Source organism: Pusillimonas sp. SM2304, from assembly GCF_031628915.1.
Classification (GTDB): Bacteria; Pseudomonadota; Gammaproteobacteria; order Burkholderiales; family Burkholderiaceae_B; genus Pusillimonas_C.
Map to the genome: position 1 here is coordinate 104,274 of NZ_JAVLUJ010000002.1, position 16,750 is coordinate 121,023.

The window sequence follows — 16,750 nt, forward strand, 5'->3', positions numbered from 1 at the left end:
AGTAGAAGGTTAACATCGACCTTCCATATTTTATTGGGAAGGGACGCAATGGGTGTCATTTCTTCCGACAGTCTGGCCGGGCGTTCCGCCCTGGGTGTGACCCGGCAGCTCAGCGAGTTCATCTATGTCTGCGCGATTTACCTGGGCATTGCCGTCTTGATCACCGTGGTGTTCGGCGCCAGTGTGCCGTCGCTGCGCGAGCAGGTGCGCCAGGTTCACGAGGCGCTGGTCATTGCCCTGCGTCCCGCCGGCGACTTCAAGCAGGGCTGGCTCGCGTCGTACGGGGGCAACGGCGATGGCTGGCACGCTTCCGAAGACCAGGCTGCCCTGGATGAAGAGGGGGCGGTGCCGCCGGAAGACGTCAGGGCGGCCCGCCGCGCCGAGGCGGCCACGCGGCCGGCGGCGGCATCGCCACTGAGTTTCAGCGAGGCCTTGAAAGCGTCTACCGACGGCCGGCATGTGGCAGGCATTACGGCCGCCCAGGCCCAGGCGCTGCGCAGCTATATCGCGCGTAAATACAAGATAGCCCATAGTGTCGCCGGCGCGTTGGTCAACACGGTTTTTGTGGTGGCTCGCGAAAAGCAACTGGACCCGCAGCTCGTGCTGGCGGTGATCGCCATCGAGTCCCGCTACAACCCGTACGCCGAGAGCCATGTGGGCGCGCAAGGCCTGATGCAGGTCATGACCAAGGTTCACCAAGACAAGTTCGAGGTGTTCAGCGACGGCCCCATTGCGGCCCTGAATCCCATTGCCAATATACGGGTGGGGGTGCAGATTCTGTACGATTGCATCAAGCGCCGCGGCTCGGTCGAGGGCGGCCTGGCCTGTTACGTGGGCGCAACGGGCCCCAGCGATGGCGGCTACGGCGCCAAGGTGCTGGCCGAGCGCCGGCGCATCGCGCTGGCCTCGGGCATTCCGGTGGGGCGCTGAGCGGGGCCGTTGCGATCAGGCCAGGAAGCGTTCGATGCGGTCGATGGCTTCCTGCAGGCGGTCCAGGCCGGTCGCGTACGAGAATCGCATGGTGTACGGGGCATGCGCCGGACCAAAGTCGCGGCCCGGTACGGCGGCGACCCCCGCCTGGGTCAGCAGGCGGCGCGAAAAATCATCGCTGTCCTGGCTGTGCGCGCGAATATCGGCATAAATGTAAAAGGCGCCGTCGGGCGCGACCGGTATATGCAGGCCCAGGCGCTCGAATTCCGGCAGCAGATAGTCGCGCCGCTGCTTGAACGACAGCCGCCGGTTCTCGTAAATATGCATGACTTCCGGCTCGAAGCAGGTCAGGGCGGCATGTTGCGCCAGCGATGGCGCGCATATGGCCAGGCTGGCCGCCAGCGTTTCGATGGCCTGCACCATGTGCGGCGGCACAATCAGCCACCCCAGGCGCCAGCCGGTCATGTGAAAGTATTTTGAGAAGCTGTTGATGATGACAACGTTATCGTCCAGCGTCAGTGCGCTTTGCGGCCTGTCACCGTAGTAAAGGCCCAGATAGATTTCATCCATGATCACGAAGCCGCCGCGCTGCCGGACCTCGGCGATCAGCGCCCTGAGGTCTTCGCGGGCAATCGTGATGCCCGTCGGGTTGCTGGGCGAGGCGATCAGCACGCCGCGCGTGGCGGGACCCCAGTGTTCGCGCACGGTATCGGCGCTGAGCTGGAAGCGATGTTCGGCCGAGCAGGGTATCAGCCGCGGCACGCCGCCCGCGCTGGTGATGAAGTTTTGATTGGCGGGGTACGACGGATCGGGCATCAGGATTTCGTCGCCCGGATTGATCAGCGCCATGCTGGCCAGCAGCAGGGCGCCCGACGCGCCCGATGTGACGATGACGCGGGCGGGGTCCAGCGTGGCCCCGAACTGTTGCGCATAGTAGTCGGCAATGGCCGCGCGCAGTGGCGAAATGCCCGCGGGCGGGGTGTAGCCGCTCAGGCCTGCCTGGGCCGCCCGGTGCAGGGTTTCGACAACTTGCGGCGGGGCCGTAAAATCAGGTTCGCCTATCCCCAGGCTGATGATGTCCTGGCCCTGCGCTTTCAGCGCGTTGGCCTGTTTGAATAATTCCACGACGTAGAATGGCATCACATGTTCGGTACGCTTGGCGAGACGGGGCATAAGACAGGAAACTCAGGCAAAAGCAGGATTGTAGTCCGTGGCCAGCCGGAGCTCTAGCACGCATCAATAAGGATTCAACCATGCAGTCAACTTCTCGTCGGGCTTTCTTGACTGGCCGGCGCTCGGCCCAGAGTCCCTGGGAGGCTTTTGGCCAGCGTTTGCGCAATACCGTGGCGGGTACTTTTTACGAGTTCGAGGCGCACGAAGGCGTAGGCCGGGCCCGCCTGGTGCCCAAGCAGGCCTCCGACGTGCACAAGGCGCGGGCGCTTTGCGCTGAATACGGCGTGCTGCTGGCGCTCGATGGCATACCGCATGCGGCCCGCCTGAACGATCACCCCGTCCTGTGGGTTGAGCCGGGACGCGATCTGAGCCTGTGCCAACGGCTGGAGCCGGGCAGCACCAAATGGTTTGTGCAGCCGGGCTGCCTGCTGGGCGAACTCGAAGCGGCCGGTTTCAGCCAGTTTGCCGAACTGCCCTGCCACATCACTGTGGCGGCCTGGCTGGCCGATCGCACGCTGTGCGATTGGCCGGTGGGCGAAACGGCCGCCTCGGGCCTGTCGCATGCCTCGGTGCTGCTTGCCGATGGCACGCTGGCCAGCCTGGGGCCTTTTGGCGAGCACAATAAAAAGCCGCTAGAGGGGGCACGGCTTCAACAATTGGTGGCTGCGCTGTTCCAGGCGGCGGCCGGCGCCGATGCGCAAGCCTGCCGGGCCGGCGCGCTATGGCCGGCGCGCTATCGCCTGGATGCGCTGCTGCCGGCGGCGGGGCAAACGGTGAACCTGGCGCATGTGCTGCTGGGCCATGGGGGCGATCTGGGCTGGGTCGAGTGGCTGGTGCTGGACGAGCAAATGGCGCAACCGCAGACCGAGCCGCCGTTTGCCCGGCGTTACACCTCGGCCAGGGCGGGCGAGGCCGGCTTGGCCGCGCCGGCCGGCGACCTGGACATGCGCGTCAAGTCGCTGTTTGATCCGGACGAACGCTTTCCCTATCCTGGGCAAGAGCTCTAGCCGCGAACGGGCGTCCCTGTTCGCAATCAGGCATGTTCCTATCTCCGGCAAGACGATAGAATGTGCATCTCTTACTCTGCACGGCGCAAATCATCATGGAAGAAACGCTTCGAAAGGCCGCTCTGGAATATCACGAGCAGGGCCGCCCCGGGAAAATTTCGGTCACGCCCACCAAACAGCTGTCCAATCAGCGCGATCTGGCCCTGGCCTACTCCCCCGGCGTGGCGGCGGCTTGTGAAGAAATCGTTTCCGACGCTCAAAACGCCTTCCGGTTCACGGGCCGGGGCAATCTGGTGGGGGTGATCACGAACGGGACGGCGGTGCTGGGCCTGGGCAACATCGGCGCGCTGGCGTCCAAGCCGGTGATGGAAGGCAAGGCGGTGCTGTTCAAGAAGTTCGCGGGGATCGATGTATTCGACATTGAAATCAACGAAACCGACCCGGACAAGCTGGTCGAGATCATCGCGGGGCTGGAACCGACTTTCGGGGGCATCAACCTGGAAGACATCAAGGCGCCCGAATGTTTCACCGTCGAGCGCAAGCTGCGCGAACGCATGAATATTCCGGTGTTCCACGACGACCAGCATGGCACGGCCATCTGTGTGTCGTCGGCTTTCATCAATGGCCTGCAGGTCGTCGAGAAAGACATCAAGCAGGTCAAGGTGGTGGTGTCGGGGGCGGGCGCCGCCGCGCTGGCCTGCCTGGACCTGATGGTGGACCTGGGCCTGCCGCTCGAGAACATCTGGGTGTCGGACATTGAAGGCGTGGTGTACCAGGGGCGCACCACCCTGATGGACCCCGACAAGGCGCGCTTTGCGCAGGACACCGCCGCCCGTACCTTGGGCGACATCATCGACGGCGCCGATGTGTTCCTGGGCCTGTCGGCGGGCGGCGTGCTCAAGCCCGCCATGGTGGCGAAAATGGCCGCCCGGCCGCTGATCCTGGCGCTGGCCAACCCCAACCCCGAGATTCTGCCTGAAGACGCCCATGCCGTGCGCGATGACGTCGTCATGGCCACGGGCCGTTCCGACTACCCGAACCAGGTCAATAACGTACTGTGCTTTCCCTATATTTTCCGTGGCGCGCTGGACGTGGGCGCCACCACGATTACCCGGGGCATGGAAAAAGCCGCTGTCCTGGCGATCTGCAAGCTGGCGCGCGAAGAGCAGAATGATGTGGTGGCGGCTGCCTACGGCAGCTACGGCGTCTCTTTCGGCCGCGAGTACTTCATCCCCAAGCCTTTCGACCCCAGGTTGATCGTGCGCATTGCCGTGGCGGTTGCCGCGGCCGCCATCGAAGACGGCGTGGCCACGCGGCCCCTGGCCGATATCGAGAGCTATGCCGAACAGTTGCAGCAGTTCGTATACCGCTCCGGCTCGTTCATGAAACCGCTGTTTTCCACCGCTAAGAAGCTGGTGCGCGACGGCGGCAAGACGCGTATCGTCTTTACCGAAGGCGAAGACGAACGCGTATTGCGGGCTGTCCAGATCATTGTCGACGAAAAACTTGCCAAGCCTATCCTGGTGGGCCGGCCGGCGGTGTTGGCCGATCGCATCCAGAAGTTCGGCCTGCGCATACAGCTTGGCCTGGATGTCGAAGTCACCAATCCCGATTACGACGAACGCTTCCATCGCTATTGGACGACTTATTGGGAACTGATGTGCCGGCAGGGCATCAGCAAGGAAATGGCCCGCGTCGAGATGCGCCGCCGCCTGACCCTGATCGGCGCCATGATGGTGCGCCTGGGCGATGCCGACGGCATGATTTGCGGAACTGTGGGCGCGTACGCGAATCACCTGCAGTTTATCGATCAGGTGCTGGGCAAGGCGCCAGGCGCCAAAACCTATTCGGCCATGAACATCCTGCTGCTGGCCGAGCGCACTATTGCGCTGGCCGATACCCATATCAACGACAACCCCGATGCCGGGCAGATTGCCGAGATCACCCTTGCCGCCGCGGCGGAAATGCGGCGCTTGAATATGGAGCCGAAGGTGGCGCTGCTGTCGCGCTCCAATTTCGGCTCAGGCAGTTCAGAATCGGGGGCGAAAATGCAGCAGGCCCTGGCCCTGATCCGCGAGCGCGAACCCGAACTTGAAATCGATGGCGAAATGCATGGCGATTGCGCGCTGGACGAGGCGCTGCGCCAGCGCATACTGCCGTCCACCAGCCTGCATGGCGAGGCCAATCTGCTGATCTGTCCCAACGTCGACGCCGGCAATATCGCGTACAACCTGCTCAAGACCGCGGCAGGCGGGAACGTGGCCGTAGGCCCCTTCCTGCTGGGGGTGGATGCGCCGGTACACATCCTGACGTCCAGTTCTACCGTTCGCCGTATCGTCAATATGACGGCCCTGACGGTCCTCGATGCCAATACACCGCGCAACACCTGACGTTGCGGCGCGCGGACCCGTCGGCCTGATTCTGACCGGCGGCGGGGCGCGTGCCGCCTATCAGGTCGGCGTCCTGGCGGGTATTCTTGACATACTCGACCCCGGACGCTCTAGCGGTTTCCGCAATCCTTTCGGCATTATCTGCGGCTCCTCGGCGGGCGCCATCAACGCGGCGGCCATGGCCTGCCGCGCCGATCAGCCGCATCGCGCCATCGATGGGCTTGAGCGCCTGTGGGGCGACCTGCATACGGGCGAGGTCTACCATGCCGATGCCCCGCGTTTGTTGCGCACCGGCTTGCGCTGGTTTGCCATGCTGGCCGTGGGGTGGATGCTGCCGGAATTGCGCGACCGGCAACCGCGTTCCCTGCTCGATAACCAGCCGCTGGGCGAGCTGCTGTCGAGCACGCTGGATTTCACGCGGCTGCAGCAGAACCTGACCGCCGGCCAGTTGCAGGCCCTGGCCATTACGGCCACCGCCTATACCACCGGCGAGCATTTGACCTTCTATCAGTCGCATGGCGTCATCAAGCCCTGGCAGCGCTCGCTGCGGCAAGCCGTGCCGTGCAAGATCGGCGTGGACCATCTGCTGGCTTCCAGCGCCATACCGTTCATTTTCCCGGCCCAGGCCATGCTGGTGCGCGGTCAGACGCAATGGTGCGGCGATGGCTCGATGCGGCAACTGGCGCCCATGAGCCCCGCCATTCATCTGGGCGCCGAAAAGATTGTCGTGATCGGCACCGGCTACCGGGACGATACCCATCCCGAAGAGAAAGGCATCAACCCCAAATACCCGACATTGGCCCAGATCGGCGGGCACGCGCTGTCCAATATCTTCCTGGACAGCGTATCGATGGATGTGGAGCGTATGCAACGCATCAACGAGTTGCTTGCGCTCTTGCCTGAAAATGGTTTACAAAGCCAGTCGCTACGCCCGGTCAGCACGTTTGTCGTGACGCCCAGCCGCTCCCTGGATGAAATCGCCACGGCCCACCTGGATCAATTGCCTCGTGCTGCACGTACCCTTTTTCGCGTCCTTGGTGTATCGTCGGCTTCCAGAGCGACAACCGGCGGCGCATTGGTTTCCTACTTGTTGTTCGAGGCCAGCTATACGCAAGCGCTCATCCGTCTCGGAAGGGACGATAGCCTGAGCCGTGCTGAAGAAGTCAAAGCGTTTTTCAAGGAGACGTCTGAATGAGCCAAGCGCAGTCATTGCAGAAGAAATTGCAAAAAGGCGGTTTGATCGGTCTGCCTGACCTCTCTCAGGACGACGCCCTGAATGCCGCGCGTACTGCCGGCATGACCGCATATGTGGTGGATTGCGATCGCGCCCGGAGCCGCTCCGCCGTGCTTCGCGCCGTGGTCAAGGCGGTGGACTTCCCCGAATATTTCGGCGGCAACCTGGATGCCTTGTACGACTGTCTGTGCGATACCGTCCTAGACCATAAAAACGGTCTTTTCCTGTGGTTCCACAATTTGCATTCGGGCGATCCGGCGCTGGCCGAGGATTCCAGGGCCATTGTCCAGGTGTGCGACGACACCGCCGAGTTCGCGGCCAACAACGACCGCCGTTTTGCCTATTATGTCGTGCATGCGGGCAAGCATCCCGATCCCGATCCGGGGGTGGAGCCCACGCCATACTCGGGCGGCGGCGAAGCCGAATAACGCCATCGGCCAGCCTGGCGCGGCTCAGTTCCAGCCGCGCAGGGTGCTGACCGCGGCAATCAGCGCCAGGCCGGCTGTTTCGGTGCGCAACACGCGAGCGCCGAAATTCACCGGCGTCAGGCCGTGTTTTTCGACCAGGGCCAGCTCTTCATCAGACCACCCGCCTTCCGGGCCGACCAGCAAGGTCAGCGCGCTTCCGGCGGCTTGCGCCGCCTGGGCAAGGGTCCGGCTGCTGCCTGGGTGGCAGAACAGAATACTGCCGGCCTGGGCGGCGGATGCGGCAAGATATTGCTGCAAGGATTGCGGATCGGCCACTTCCATGATGCGATTGCGTCCGCATTGTTCGCTGGCGGCCTGGGCAATGCGGCGCCAGTGATCCAGGCGCTTGCGCAGCCGCTCGCCCGAGAGCTGCAGCACGCTGCGCTGGGCGGCCAGGGGCTGGACGCAGGCCGCACCCAGTTCGACCGCCTTTTCAACGACCCAGTCCATTTTGTCGCCCGATGGCAGGCCCTGCACCAGGGTGATGCGGCCGGCGAGCTCGGCCTCGATGGGGTCGTGCCCGCCCAGGCGCGCGTAGGCTTTTTTCCCTTCGACGAGGAGGGTCGCCGTGTATTGCCCGCCCCGGCCGTCGAAGAGGACGATGTCCGATTCGGATTGCAGGCGCAGCACGCGCACGGCGTGGTGCGCAAGCGCCTGGGGCAGCTCAAGTGTGGTGTCGGGCGACAGCGGCGTGGCGCAGTAAAAGCGTGGCGTGGCCATGGGGGGTGTACCAATTGCAGAGGGCGATCCCAAGATCATAACCTTCCACGATGGTAAAATCAGAAGCTTTGTAAACTTACGCGGCCTTTTCAAGGCTGGTGCTTCCTGCGAGTTTGAAATGAGCCTTACGTCTGCCCAAAATACTTCCATGGCCAACGCCATCCGCGCGCTGGCCATGGACGCGGTTCAACAAGCCAATTCGGGTCATCCCGGCGCACCGATGGGCATGGCGGACATTGCCGAGGCGCTCTGGACGCGCCACCTGCGCCACAATCCCGCCGATCCGTCGTGGGCCGACCGGGACCGCTTCGTGCTGTCCAATGGCCATGGCTCCATGCTCATCTACGCCTTGCTGCACCTGACGGGCTACGATCTTTCCCTGGAAGAACTGAAGAACTTCCGTCAGTTGCACTCGCGCACGCCCGGACACCCCGAGGTGGGCATTACGGCGGGCGTCGAGACCACCACCGGGCCGCTCGGGCAGGGCCTGGCCAACTCGGTGGGCATGGCGCTGGCCGAGGCCTTGCTGGCCCAGGAATTCAACCGCGCGGGCCACACCGTGGTCGATCATTACACCTATGCCTTCGTGGGCGACGGCTGCCTGATGGAAGGCATCTCGCACGAGGCCTGCTCACTGGCCGGCACCTTGAAGCTGTCCAAGCTCATCGTTTTTTATGACGATAACGGCATCTCCATCGATGGGCGGGTCGAAAACTGGTTCGGCGACGACACCCCCAAGCGTTTTGAAAGCTACGGCTGGAACGTGCTGCCCGGTGTCGACGGGCACGATATCGCCGCCGTCGATGCCGCCATCGTCAAGGCGAAAGCCCTGGCGGAGCAGGGCAAGGGCCCCACGCTCATCTGCTGCCGCACCGTGATCGGCAAAGGGGCGCCCAATGCCGCGGGCACTGAAAAAGTCCACGGGGCGCCGCTGGGCGCCACCGAAATCGAAGCCACCCGCGAAGCCCTGAACTGGCCCTATGCGGCATTCGAGGTGCCAGCCGAAATCTATGCGTATTGGGATGGCAAGGAAAAAGGGCAGAAGCAGCAGGCCGAATGGCAAGGCCGCTTCGACGCCTACGCGCAAGCGTTCCCGGCTGAAGCGGCCGAGCTGCAGCGCCGCCTGAACGGCGAGCTGCCCGCGGACTTTGCCGAGCAGGCCCGCCGCTTCATCGACACCACCAATCAAAACGCTGAAACCGTCGCCACGCGCAAGGCTTCGCAACTGGCGATCACCGCTTTTGTCGAGTTGCTGCCCGAAATGCTGGGCGGCTCGGCCGACCTGACCGGGTCCAACCTGACCGACTGGAAAGGCGTGCAGGCGCTGCGGCCCGGCGAGCAGCACATTCGGTTCGGCCGCCACATCAACTACGGCGTGCGCGAGTTCGGCATGGCCGCCATCATGAATGGCGTGGCGCTGCATGGCGGCTACCTGCCTTTCGGCGGCACCTTCCTGACCTTCTCCGACTATTCGCGCAATGCCTTGCGCATGGCCGCCCTGATGAAACAACGCGTGGTGCATGTGTTTACCCACGACTCCATCGGGCTGGGCGAAGATGGCCCCACCCACCAGTCGGTCGAGCATGCGGCCAGTTTGCGCCTGATTCCCAACCTGCATGTCTGGCGTCCGTGCGACACCACCGAAACAGCCGCCGCCTGGGCCTATGCGATCCAGCGTCCCGTCAGCGTCGGCATGGCCGTGCGCGATGGCGGTCCCAGCGCCTTGCTGCTGTCGCGGCAGAACCTGCCTTTCGTGGCGCGCGACGCGCAAGCCATGGCGGATATCCAGCGCGGCGGCTATGTGCTGCGCGACGCCCCGGACGCAAAGGCCGTTATCATTGCCACGGGCTCCGAGGTGGCGCTGGCCCTGGGGGCGCAAGAACAGCTTGCCGCCAAGGGCATCGCGGTGCGTGTCGTATCCATGCCGTGCACCCATGTCTTCGACGCGCAGGACCAGGCGTGGCGCGACAGCGTCCTGCCCCAGGGCTTGCCGCGTGTGGCCGTCGAAGCGGGCGTGACCGCCGGCTGGTACAAGTATGTCGGCCTGCAGGGCGCCGTCGTCGGTCTGGATACCTATGGCGAGTCCGCCCCGGCCGGGGCGCTGTTCAAACATTTTGGCCTGACTGCCGAGCACGTTGCCGCGGCGGTCGAACAAGTTTTATAAAACAGGAGAGTAGCAATGACGATACGCGTGGCGATCAACGGTTATGGCCGTATTGGCCGCAATATTTTGCGAGCCCACTACGAAAGCGGCAAGAAGCACGATATTCAGATCGTTGCGATCAACGATCTGGGCAACCCGAACACCAATGCCCACTTGACCCGTTTCGATACCGCCCATGGCAAGTTCCCCGGCACGGTGACCGTGGATGGCGATTTCATGGTCGTCAACGGCGACAAGATCCGCGTGCTGGCCAATCGCGATCCCTCGGCGTTGCCTTGGGGCGAACTGGGCGTGGATGTCGTGCTGGAATGCACGGGTTTTTTCACCAGCAAGGAAAAAGCCAGCGCCCACCTGAAGGGCGGCGCCAAGAAAGTCATCATTTCGGCGCCCGGCGGTAAAGATGTGGACGCCACCATTGTGTACGGCGTCAATCACAAGGTGCTGAAGGCCAGCGACACGGTCATTTCCAATGCGTCGTGCACCACCAACTGCCTGGCGCCGCTGGTCCAGCCTTTGCACCAGAAGCTGGGCCTGGTCAACGGCCTGATGACCACGGTTCACGCCTACACCAACGACCAGGTGCTGACGGACGTCTATCACGAAGACCTGCGCCGCGCTCGTTCGGCCACCCACAGCATGATCCCCACCAAGACGGGTGCGGCGTCGGCGGTCGGCCTGGTGCTGCCTGAACTGAACGGCAAGCTCGACGGCTATGCCATCCGTGTTCCCACCATCAACGTGTCCATCGTCGACCTGTCCTTTGTCGCCGCGCGTGAAACGACGGTGGAAGAGGTCAACGGCATCCTGAAGGAAGCCGCTGAATCCGGTCCGCTGAAAGGCATTTTGCAGTACAACGAAGAGCCGCTCGTCTCGGTGGACTACAACCACGATCCTGCCTCCAGCACGGTCGACGCGGGCTTGACCAAGGTGTCGGGTTCGCTGGTCAAGGTGTCGTCCTGGTATGACAACGAGTGGGGTTTCTCCAATCGCATGCTCGACACCACGGTTGCCTTGATGGCGGCCAAGTAAACGTTTCAATGCGTGATTTGGTGTAAGCCATGTTTGACGCGGGCGGGGCAACCCGCCCTTTTCACGCCTGCCAAGGGCCCGGAGCTGAATATTTATGTCTACTGTTAAAACCTTGTCCGCGCTGGCCAAGTCCGATGCCCTGGTGGGCAAGCGCGTCTTTATCCGCTCTGATCTGAACGTGCCGCTCAAAGACGGGCAAGTCGCCGAAGACACGCGCATACGCGCGTCGGTGCCGGCCATACGCATGGCGCTGGACGGCGGTGCGGCCGTCATGGTGACGTCTCATCTGGGACGCCCAACCGAGGGGGCGGTCGGGCCCGACGACACCCTGGCGCCGGTTGCGCGCCGGCTGTCCGAGCTGCTTGGCCAGCCCGTCACGCTGGTGGCCGATTGGGTCGATGGCGTCAAGACCAGCGTAGGCCAGGTGCTGCTGCTGGAAAACTGCCGCTGCAATGTGGGCGAGAAAAAGAACGATCCGGAACTCGCCCGCAAGATGGCGGCGCTGTGCGATGTTTATGTGAACGATGCCTTTGGCACGGCGCATCGCGCCGAAGCGACCACCCATGGCATCGCGCAATATGCGCCGGTTGCCTGCGCAGGCCCTTTGCTCGAGGCCGAACTGACGGCCTTGGGACGCGCGCTTGAAAATCCCAAGCGCCCCCTGGTGGCGATTGTGGGCGGTTCCAAAGTGTCGACCAAGCTGTCGATTCTGCAGGCGCTGGCCGCAAAGGTCGACCAGTTGGTGGTGGGGGGCGGCATCGCCAATACCTTCATGCTGGCGGCAGGCCTGCCCATCGGCAAATCGCTGGCCGAGCCCGATCAACTGGACCAGGCGCTTGCGGTGATTGAACTGATGAAGCAGCGCGGGGCCGACGTACCCATTCCCAGCGACGTGGTGTGCGCCAAGGAATTCAGCGCAACGGCGGCGGCTACCGTCAAGCCGGCCGATCAGGTAGCCGAAGACGACCAGGTGCTGGACATTGGCCCCGACACGGCGCAGCAACTGGCCGGCATACTGCGGCAGGCGGGCACCATCGTCTGGAATGGCCCGGTGGGCGTGTTCGAGTTCGATGCCTTCGCCCACGGCACCCAGGTGGTGTCCAAGGCGGTGGCCGAGTCCGACGGTTTTTCGATTGCGGGCGGCGGCGATACCCTGGCGGCGATTGCCAAATACGGCATTGCCGACAAGGTGGGCTATATCTCGACCGGGGGCGGGGCGTTCCTGGAGTTCCTGGAAGGCAAGACGCTGCCCGCCGTCGACATGCTGCAGCAGCGCGCCCAGGGCTAGCATCGCGCGCCGCTTCCCGCCCATGCCTGGCGCCGCCGTCGTAGAATAAGTCTTCGGCGCCGCCGCCGGGCGTGGCGGCGCCAGGCCGGACCGCGGCTCAACCAGGGGGGAATGCACCATGCTGCACAAGAATTTTATTGCTAATCAATGGGTCGAGGCGCTTGGGGGGCAGACACTCACGGTGATCGATCCGTCCAACGGCCAGCCTTTTGCCGAGATCGCCCGCTCAGGCGAGGCCGATATCGATGCGGCTGTCCAGGCCGCGCGCGCGGCCAGCGCAGGCGCCTGGGGAAGGATGGCGCCGGCTGAACGCAGCCGCCTGCTCTTGCGCCTTAGCCTGGCCTTGCAGGATCAACAAGAGGCCCTGGCCAGGATCGAATCGCGCGACACGGGCAAGCCGATGAAGCAGGCGCGCGCCGACGCCGCAGCGGTGGCGCGCTATATTGAGTTCTATGCGGGAGCGGTCGACAAGCTGCACGGCACGACCATTCCGTATCCCAGCGACTACACGGTGCTGACCGTGCGCGAACCGCACGGCGTCACCGGCCATATCATTCCCTGGAATTATCCGCTGCAGATCTTTGGGCGCAGCGTCGGGGCGGCGCTGGCGGCGGGCAATGCCTGCGTCGTCAAGCCCGCCGAGGACGCCTGCCTGTCGCTGTTGAAGGTGGCTGAAATCGCCGCAGAGGCCGGCCTGCCGGCGGGCGCCCTGAATATTTGCACCGGCCTGGGTGCGGAAGCGGGCGCGGCCCTGTCGGCGCATCCGGGCATCGATCACATTTCCTTTACCGGCTCGCCGCAAACCGGCAAGCAGGTCGCCCTGGCGGCCGCCGGCCATTTTGCGCCGGTCACCCTTGAACTGGGCGGCAAATCGCCGCAGATTCTGTTCTCGGACGCCGACATCGATGCGGCGGTGCCGGTATTGCTCAATGCCATCATCCAGAATGCAGGGCAGACCTGCTCGGCGGGCAGCCGCCTGCTGGTGCAGCGCGCCATTTATACCGATGTCATGGGGCGCCTGTCCGAGCGGTTCAAGGCGACGCGCACGGGCCCGGCCCAAGACGATCCGGACTGCGGGCCCTTGATCAATGCCCGGCAACGGGATCGCGTCAAAGCGTTTCTGGCCGAGGCCGAAAGCGATGGCATTGCCATGGCGGCGCAGGGCGTGCTTGACATCAATGCCCCCAAGGGTGGTTTTTACCAACCGCCCGTCCTGCTGGGCGATGTCCCGCCGGCACATCGCCTGGCCCAAGAGGAAATCTTTGGCCCGGTGCTGGCAGCCATCCCTTTCGATACAGAAGACGAGGCCCTGAGCATCGCCAACAGCACGCCTTTCGGACTGGTGGCCGGCATCTGGACGCAAGACGGCGGCCGGCAGCTGCGGCTGGCGCGGCGGGTCCGGTCGGGGCAGGTGTTCATCAACAACTACGGGGCGGGCGGTGGTGTGGAACTGCCTTTCGGCGGCACGGGCCAGTCCGGCTACGGACGCGAAAAAGGCTTCGAAGCCCTGTACGGCTTTACGACGCTGAAAACCATTGCCATCAAGCATTGAACGCCGGCGATCCGCAGGCTTGTAGATAAAAATGAATAGGGGGAAACATGTCCAGTCCACAGCGACTTGTCCGCAGCCACCCAGACGAACTGTTGGTCGGCCTGGTGTCCATCTCCGACCGGGCTTCCAGCGGCGCCTATCAGGATGAAGGCATTCCGGCCCTGGAATCCTGGCTGGGCAGCGCTTTGACGCGGCCGCCGCAGTGCGCGGCGCGCCTGATACCGGACGAGCCGGAACGGATTTCGGCCACGCTGATCGAGCTGGTCGATCAACTGGGCTGCGACCTGGTCCTGACCACCGGCGGCACCGGCCCGGCCCGGCGCGACGTCACGCCCGAGGCCACCCTGGCCGTGGCCACCAAGGAAATGCCTGGATTTGGTGAGCAAATGCGCCAGATCAGCCTGAAGTTCGTGCCCACCGCCATCTTGTCGAGGCAGGTGGCCGTTATACGCGAGACCCCCAGCCATGCGGCGCTGATCATCAACCTGCCGGGTCAGCCCAAAGCGATCCGGGAAACCCTTGAAGGCCTGAAGGACGCCGATGGCGCGGTTCAGGCCGCCGGCGTGTTCGCCGCCGTCCCCTATTGCATCGACCTGATCGGCGGCCCCTATATCGAGACGCACGATGCCGTGGTCAAGGCGTTTCGTCCCAAGTCGGCGCTTCGGGCCGCCAGCGGCAAGATATAGGGAAAGGAGCTTTGAAGCGCTCTGTATCCAATGGATACGCGGCAGGCCAAAGCGCTCCTGACATTCGGGTAAAATGGCTTTTATCCCTTAAATTGCTTTCAGGAGTCTCTTCATGGCCCTTGTTTCCATGCGCCAGCTGCTCGACCATGCAGCCGAGAACGGTTATGGCATCCCCGCGTTTAACGTCAACAACCTTGAACAGGTCCAGGCCATCATGGAAGCCGCTGCTGAAACAGACAGCCCGGTCATCATGCAAGCGTCTGCCGGCGCCCGCAAATACGCGGGCGAAGGCTTCCTGAAGTACCTGATTCAGGCCGCCGTCGAAACCTATCCGCATATTCCCGTCGTCATGCACCAGGATCACGGCCAATCGCCGGCGATCTGCAAGGGCGCCATTGACCTGGGCTTTTCCAGCGTCATGATGGACGGCTCGCTGAAGGAAGACGGCAAAACCATTGCCGAATACGAATACAACCTTGACGTCACCCGCCGCGTGGTCGAAATGGCCCACAAGCTGGGCGTCACCGTCGAAGGCGAGCTAGGCTGTCTGGGCTCGCTGGAAACCATGAAGGGCGACAAGGAAGACGGCCATGGCGCGGAAGGCACCATGACCATGGAACAATTGCTGACCGACCCCGAGCAGGCCGCCGACTTCGTGCGCCAGACCCAGCTCGACGCCCTGGCCATCGCCATCGGCACCAGCCATGGCGCGTACAAGTTCACCCGCAAGCCCACGGGCGATATCCTGTCCATTTCCCGCATCAAGGAAATCCACCAGCGCCTGCCCAACACGCACCTGGTCATGCACGGCAGTTCCAGCGTGCCGCAAGACTTGCTGGCCGAGATCCGCGAATTCGGCGGCGACATGAAAGAAACCTACGGCGTGCCGGTCGAAGAAATCCAGGAAGCCATCAAGTTCGGCGTGCGCAAGGTCAATATCGACACCGATATCCGCCTGGCCATGACGGGCGCGATTCGCCGCTTCATGGGCGAAAATCCCGCCAAGTTCGACCCGCGTGAATACCTGAAGCCGGCGCGCGAGGCGGCCAAGCAAATCTGCAAGCAGCGCTACGAGCAGTTCGGCACGGCCGGCAACGCCAGCAAGATCAAGCCTATCCCGCTATCCGAGATGGCAAAGCGCTACGCCGCGGGCGAACTGGCCCAGGTCGTTCAATAACTGTTCTAGATTCTCAAGGATACATCGTGGTTCAGGCCCTGCATCAATCAAGCATTACATCATTGCCTCTGCTCGCGCGCGGCAAAGTACGCGACATGTACGCGGTGGGCGATGACAAGCTGCTGATCGTGGCGTCGGATCGCATCTCCGCCTTCGATGTCATCCTTGACGATCCCATTCCGGGCAAAGGGCAGGTGCTGACCGAGCTGACCGAGTTCTGGCTGAAGAAGCTGGCGCATATCCTGCCCAACCACTCCACCGGCATCGACCCGCAGGACGTGGTCGCCGAGCAAGAGCGCGGGCAAGTGGCCGGCAGGGCGGTGGTGGTCAAGCGCCTGAAACCCATCCTGGTCGAAGCAGTGGCGCGCGGCTATCTGATCGGTTCGGGGTGGAAAGACTACCAGAGCACCGGCAGCGTGTGCGGCATTGCGCTGCCCCAGGGCCTGCAGCAGGCCAGCCGTTTGCCCGAACCCATTTTTACGCCGGCGGCCAAGGCCGAGTTCGGTGAGCACGACGAGAACGTCGATTTCGATTATGTAGTGAAGCAGGTCGGCCGCGAGCTGGCCGAGGAAATCCGTTCGGTCACCTTGCGCCTGTATTCGGAAGCGGCGGATTATGCCGCCGGCAAAGGCATTATCATCGCCGATACCAAGTTCGAGTTCGGGCTCGATGACCAGGGCCGGCTGCACCTGATGGACGAGGTCCTGACACCGGATTCATCGCGTTTCTGGCCTGCCGCGGACTATGCCGTGGGCATCAGCCCGCCTTCTTTCGACAAACAGTTCGTACGCGATTGGCTGGAAACCCAGACCTGGGACAAAACCCCGCCCGCGCCCCGTTTGCCTGCCAGCGTGCTCGAGAACACAGCCGCCAAGTATCGCGAAGCCGCGACCCGGCTCATGGCATGACCGTACCGCGCCCTGCGCGCTACCC

At 63.6% G+C, this 16,750-nt stretch carries 14 protein-coding genes; 12 read left to right on the forward strand and 2 right to left on the reverse strand.

Annotated features, from left to right (window positions below; translation table 11 throughout):
- Positions 1-48: 48 nt before the first annotated feature.
- Positions 49-930: a lytic transglycosylase domain-containing protein gene (locus RE432_RS09470; protein ID WP_310933181.1), complete on the forward strand. Its 882-nt coding sequence runs from the start codon at positions 49-51 to the stop codon at positions 928-930.
- A gap of 15 nt (positions 931-945) precedes the next feature.
- Here the strand turns inward: RE432_RS09470 and RE432_RS09475 are convergent, their stop codons facing one another.
- Positions 946-2,103, reverse strand: coding sequence for a pyridoxal phosphate-dependent aminotransferase (locus RE432_RS09475; protein ID WP_310933182.1), 1,158 nt, complete (start codon positions 2,101-2,103; stop codon positions 946-948).
- A gap of 80 nt (positions 2,104-2,183) precedes the next feature.
- On the opposite strand from RE432_RS09475, the gene RE432_RS09480 reads away from it, so the two are divergent.
- From RE432_RS09480 to RE432_RS09495, 4 genes are all read left to right on the forward strand, one after another.
- On the forward strand, positions 2,184-3,110 hold the full coding sequence (locus RE432_RS09480) for a hypothetical protein (protein WP_310933183.1): 927 nt from the start codon (positions 2,184-2,186) through the stop codon (positions 3,108-3,110).
- Positions 3,111-3,205: 95 nt separating this feature from the next.
- Entirely contained in the window at positions 3,206-5,500 is a 2,295-nt protein-coding gene (locus tag RE432_RS09485; RefSeq protein ID WP_310933184.1) for an NADP-dependent malic enzyme, read from the forward strand.
- Complete coding sequence (locus tag RE432_RS09490) at positions 5,475-6,695, forward strand: patatin-like phospholipase family protein (protein ID WP_310933185.1); 1,221 nt, start codon at positions 5,475-5,477, stop codon at positions 6,693-6,695. Before RE432_RS09485 ends, RE432_RS09490 begins: the two co-directional genes overlap by 26 nt.
- Positions 6,692-7,162: a barstar family protein gene (locus RE432_RS09495; RefSeq protein WP_310933186.1), complete on the forward strand. Its 471-nt coding sequence runs from the start codon at positions 6,692-6,694 to the stop codon at positions 7,160-7,162. Before RE432_RS09490 ends, RE432_RS09495 begins: the two co-directional genes overlap by 4 nt.
- Before the next feature lie 24 nt (positions 7,163-7,186).
- Here the strand turns inward: RE432_RS09495 and RE432_RS09500 are convergent, their stop codons facing one another.
- Entirely contained in the window at positions 7,187-7,921 is a 735-nt protein-coding gene (locus tag RE432_RS09500; RefSeq protein WP_310933187.1) for a 16S rRNA (uracil(1498)-N(3))-methyltransferase, read from the reverse strand.
- Between the two features lie 118 nt (positions 7,922-8,039).
- Here RE432_RS09500 and tkt point away from each other — a divergent pair, with 118 nt between their 5' ends.
- The 7 genes from tkt to RE432_RS09535 all read left to right on the forward strand — a co-directional run bounded on the left by tkt (position 8,040) and on the right by RE432_RS09535 (position 16,725).
- The gene (gene tkt, locus RE432_RS09505) at positions 8,040-10,085 is read left to right on the forward strand and encodes a transketolase (protein ID WP_310933188.1); all 2,046 of its coding nucleotides are present in this window, start codon (positions 8,040-8,042) and stop codon (positions 10,083-10,085) included.
- Positions 10,086-10,100: 15 nt separating this feature from the next.
- The gene (gene gap / locus RE432_RS09510; protein ID WP_310933189.1) at positions 10,101-11,114 is read left to right on the forward strand and encodes a type I glyceraldehyde-3-phosphate dehydrogenase; all 1,014 of its coding nucleotides are present in this window, start codon (positions 10,101-10,103) and stop codon (positions 11,112-11,114) included.
- A 94-nt stretch (positions 11,115-11,208) separates the two neighbouring features.
- Positions 11,209-12,402: a phosphoglycerate kinase gene (locus tag RE432_RS09515; protein WP_310933190.1), complete on the forward strand. Its 1,194-nt coding sequence runs from the start codon at positions 11,209-11,211 to the stop codon at positions 12,400-12,402.
- A 118-nt stretch (positions 12,403-12,520) separates the two neighbouring features.
- Positions 12,521-13,954 carry an aldehyde dehydrogenase family protein gene (locus RE432_RS09520; protein ID WP_310933191.1) on the forward strand — a complete coding sequence of 478 codons (1,434 nt, stop codon included), beginning with the start codon at positions 12,521-12,523 and terminating at the stop codon, positions 13,952-13,954.
- Positions 13,955-14,001: 47 nt separating this feature from the next.
- Positions 14,002-14,640: a molybdopterin adenylyltransferase gene (gene mog / locus RE432_RS09525; protein WP_310933192.1), complete on the forward strand. Its 639-nt coding sequence runs from the start codon at positions 14,002-14,004 to the stop codon at positions 14,638-14,640.
- Between the two features lie 112 nt (positions 14,641-14,752).
- Positions 14,753-15,817: a class II fructose-bisphosphate aldolase gene (fba, locus tag RE432_RS09530; protein ID WP_310933193.1), complete on the forward strand. Its 1,065-nt coding sequence runs from the start codon at positions 14,753-14,755 to the stop codon at positions 15,815-15,817.
- 26 nt (positions 15,818-15,843) lie between these two features.
- The gene (locus RE432_RS09535; RefSeq protein ID WP_310933194.1) at positions 15,844-16,725 is read left to right on the forward strand and encodes a phosphoribosylaminoimidazolesuccinocarboxamide synthase; all 882 of its coding nucleotides are present in this window, start codon (positions 15,844-15,846) and stop codon (positions 16,723-16,725) included.
- Positions 16,726-16,750: the final 25 nt, after the last annotated feature.

What these genes read in the sequence shown, in the direction of transcription:
- RE432_RS09470 (WP_310933181.1), top strand. Translation starts at nt 49, where the DNA reads ATGGGTGTCATTTCTTCCGACAGTCTGGCCGGGCGTTCCGCCCTGGGT.
- RE432_RS09475 (WP_310933182.1), bottom strand. Translation starts at nt 2,103, where the DNA reads ATGCCCCGTCTCGCCAAGCGTACCGAACATGTGATGCCATTCTACGTC.
- RE432_RS09480 (WP_310933183.1), top strand. Translation starts at nt 2,184, where the DNA reads ATGCAGTCAACTTCTCGTCGGGCTTTCTTGACTGGCCGGCGCTCGGCC.
- RE432_RS09485 (WP_310933184.1), top strand. Translation starts at nt 3,206, where the DNA reads ATGGAAGAAACGCTTCGAAAGGCCGCTCTGGAATATCACGAGCAGGGC.
- RE432_RS09490 (WP_310933185.1), top strand. Translation starts at nt 5,475, where the DNA reads ATGCCAATACACCGCGCAACACCTGACGTTGCGGCGCGCGGACCCGTC.
- RE432_RS09495 (WP_310933186.1), top strand. Translation starts at nt 6,692, where the DNA reads ATGAGCCAAGCGCAGTCATTGCAGAAGAAATTGCAAAAAGGCGGTTTG.
- RE432_RS09500 (WP_310933187.1), bottom strand. Translation starts at nt 7,921, where the DNA reads ATGGCCACGCCACGCTTTTACTGCGCCACGCCGCTGTCGCCCGACACC.
- tkt (WP_310933188.1), top strand. Translation starts at nt 8,040, where the DNA reads ATGAGCCTTACGTCTGCCCAAAATACTTCCATGGCCAACGCCATCCGC.
- gap (WP_310933189.1), top strand. Translation starts at nt 10,101, where the DNA reads ATGACGATACGCGTGGCGATCAACGGTTATGGCCGTATTGGCCGCAAT.
- RE432_RS09515 (WP_310933190.1), top strand. Translation starts at nt 11,209, where the DNA reads ATGTCTACTGTTAAAACCTTGTCCGCGCTGGCCAAGTCCGATGCCCTG.
- RE432_RS09520 (WP_310933191.1), top strand. Translation starts at nt 12,521, where the DNA reads ATGCTGCACAAGAATTTTATTGCTAATCAATGGGTCGAGGCGCTTGGG.
- mog (WP_310933192.1), top strand. Translation starts at nt 14,002, where the DNA reads ATGTCCAGTCCACAGCGACTTGTCCGCAGCCACCCAGACGAACTGTTG.
- fba (WP_310933193.1), top strand. Translation starts at nt 14,753, where the DNA reads ATGGCCCTTGTTTCCATGCGCCAGCTGCTCGACCATGCAGCCGAGAAC.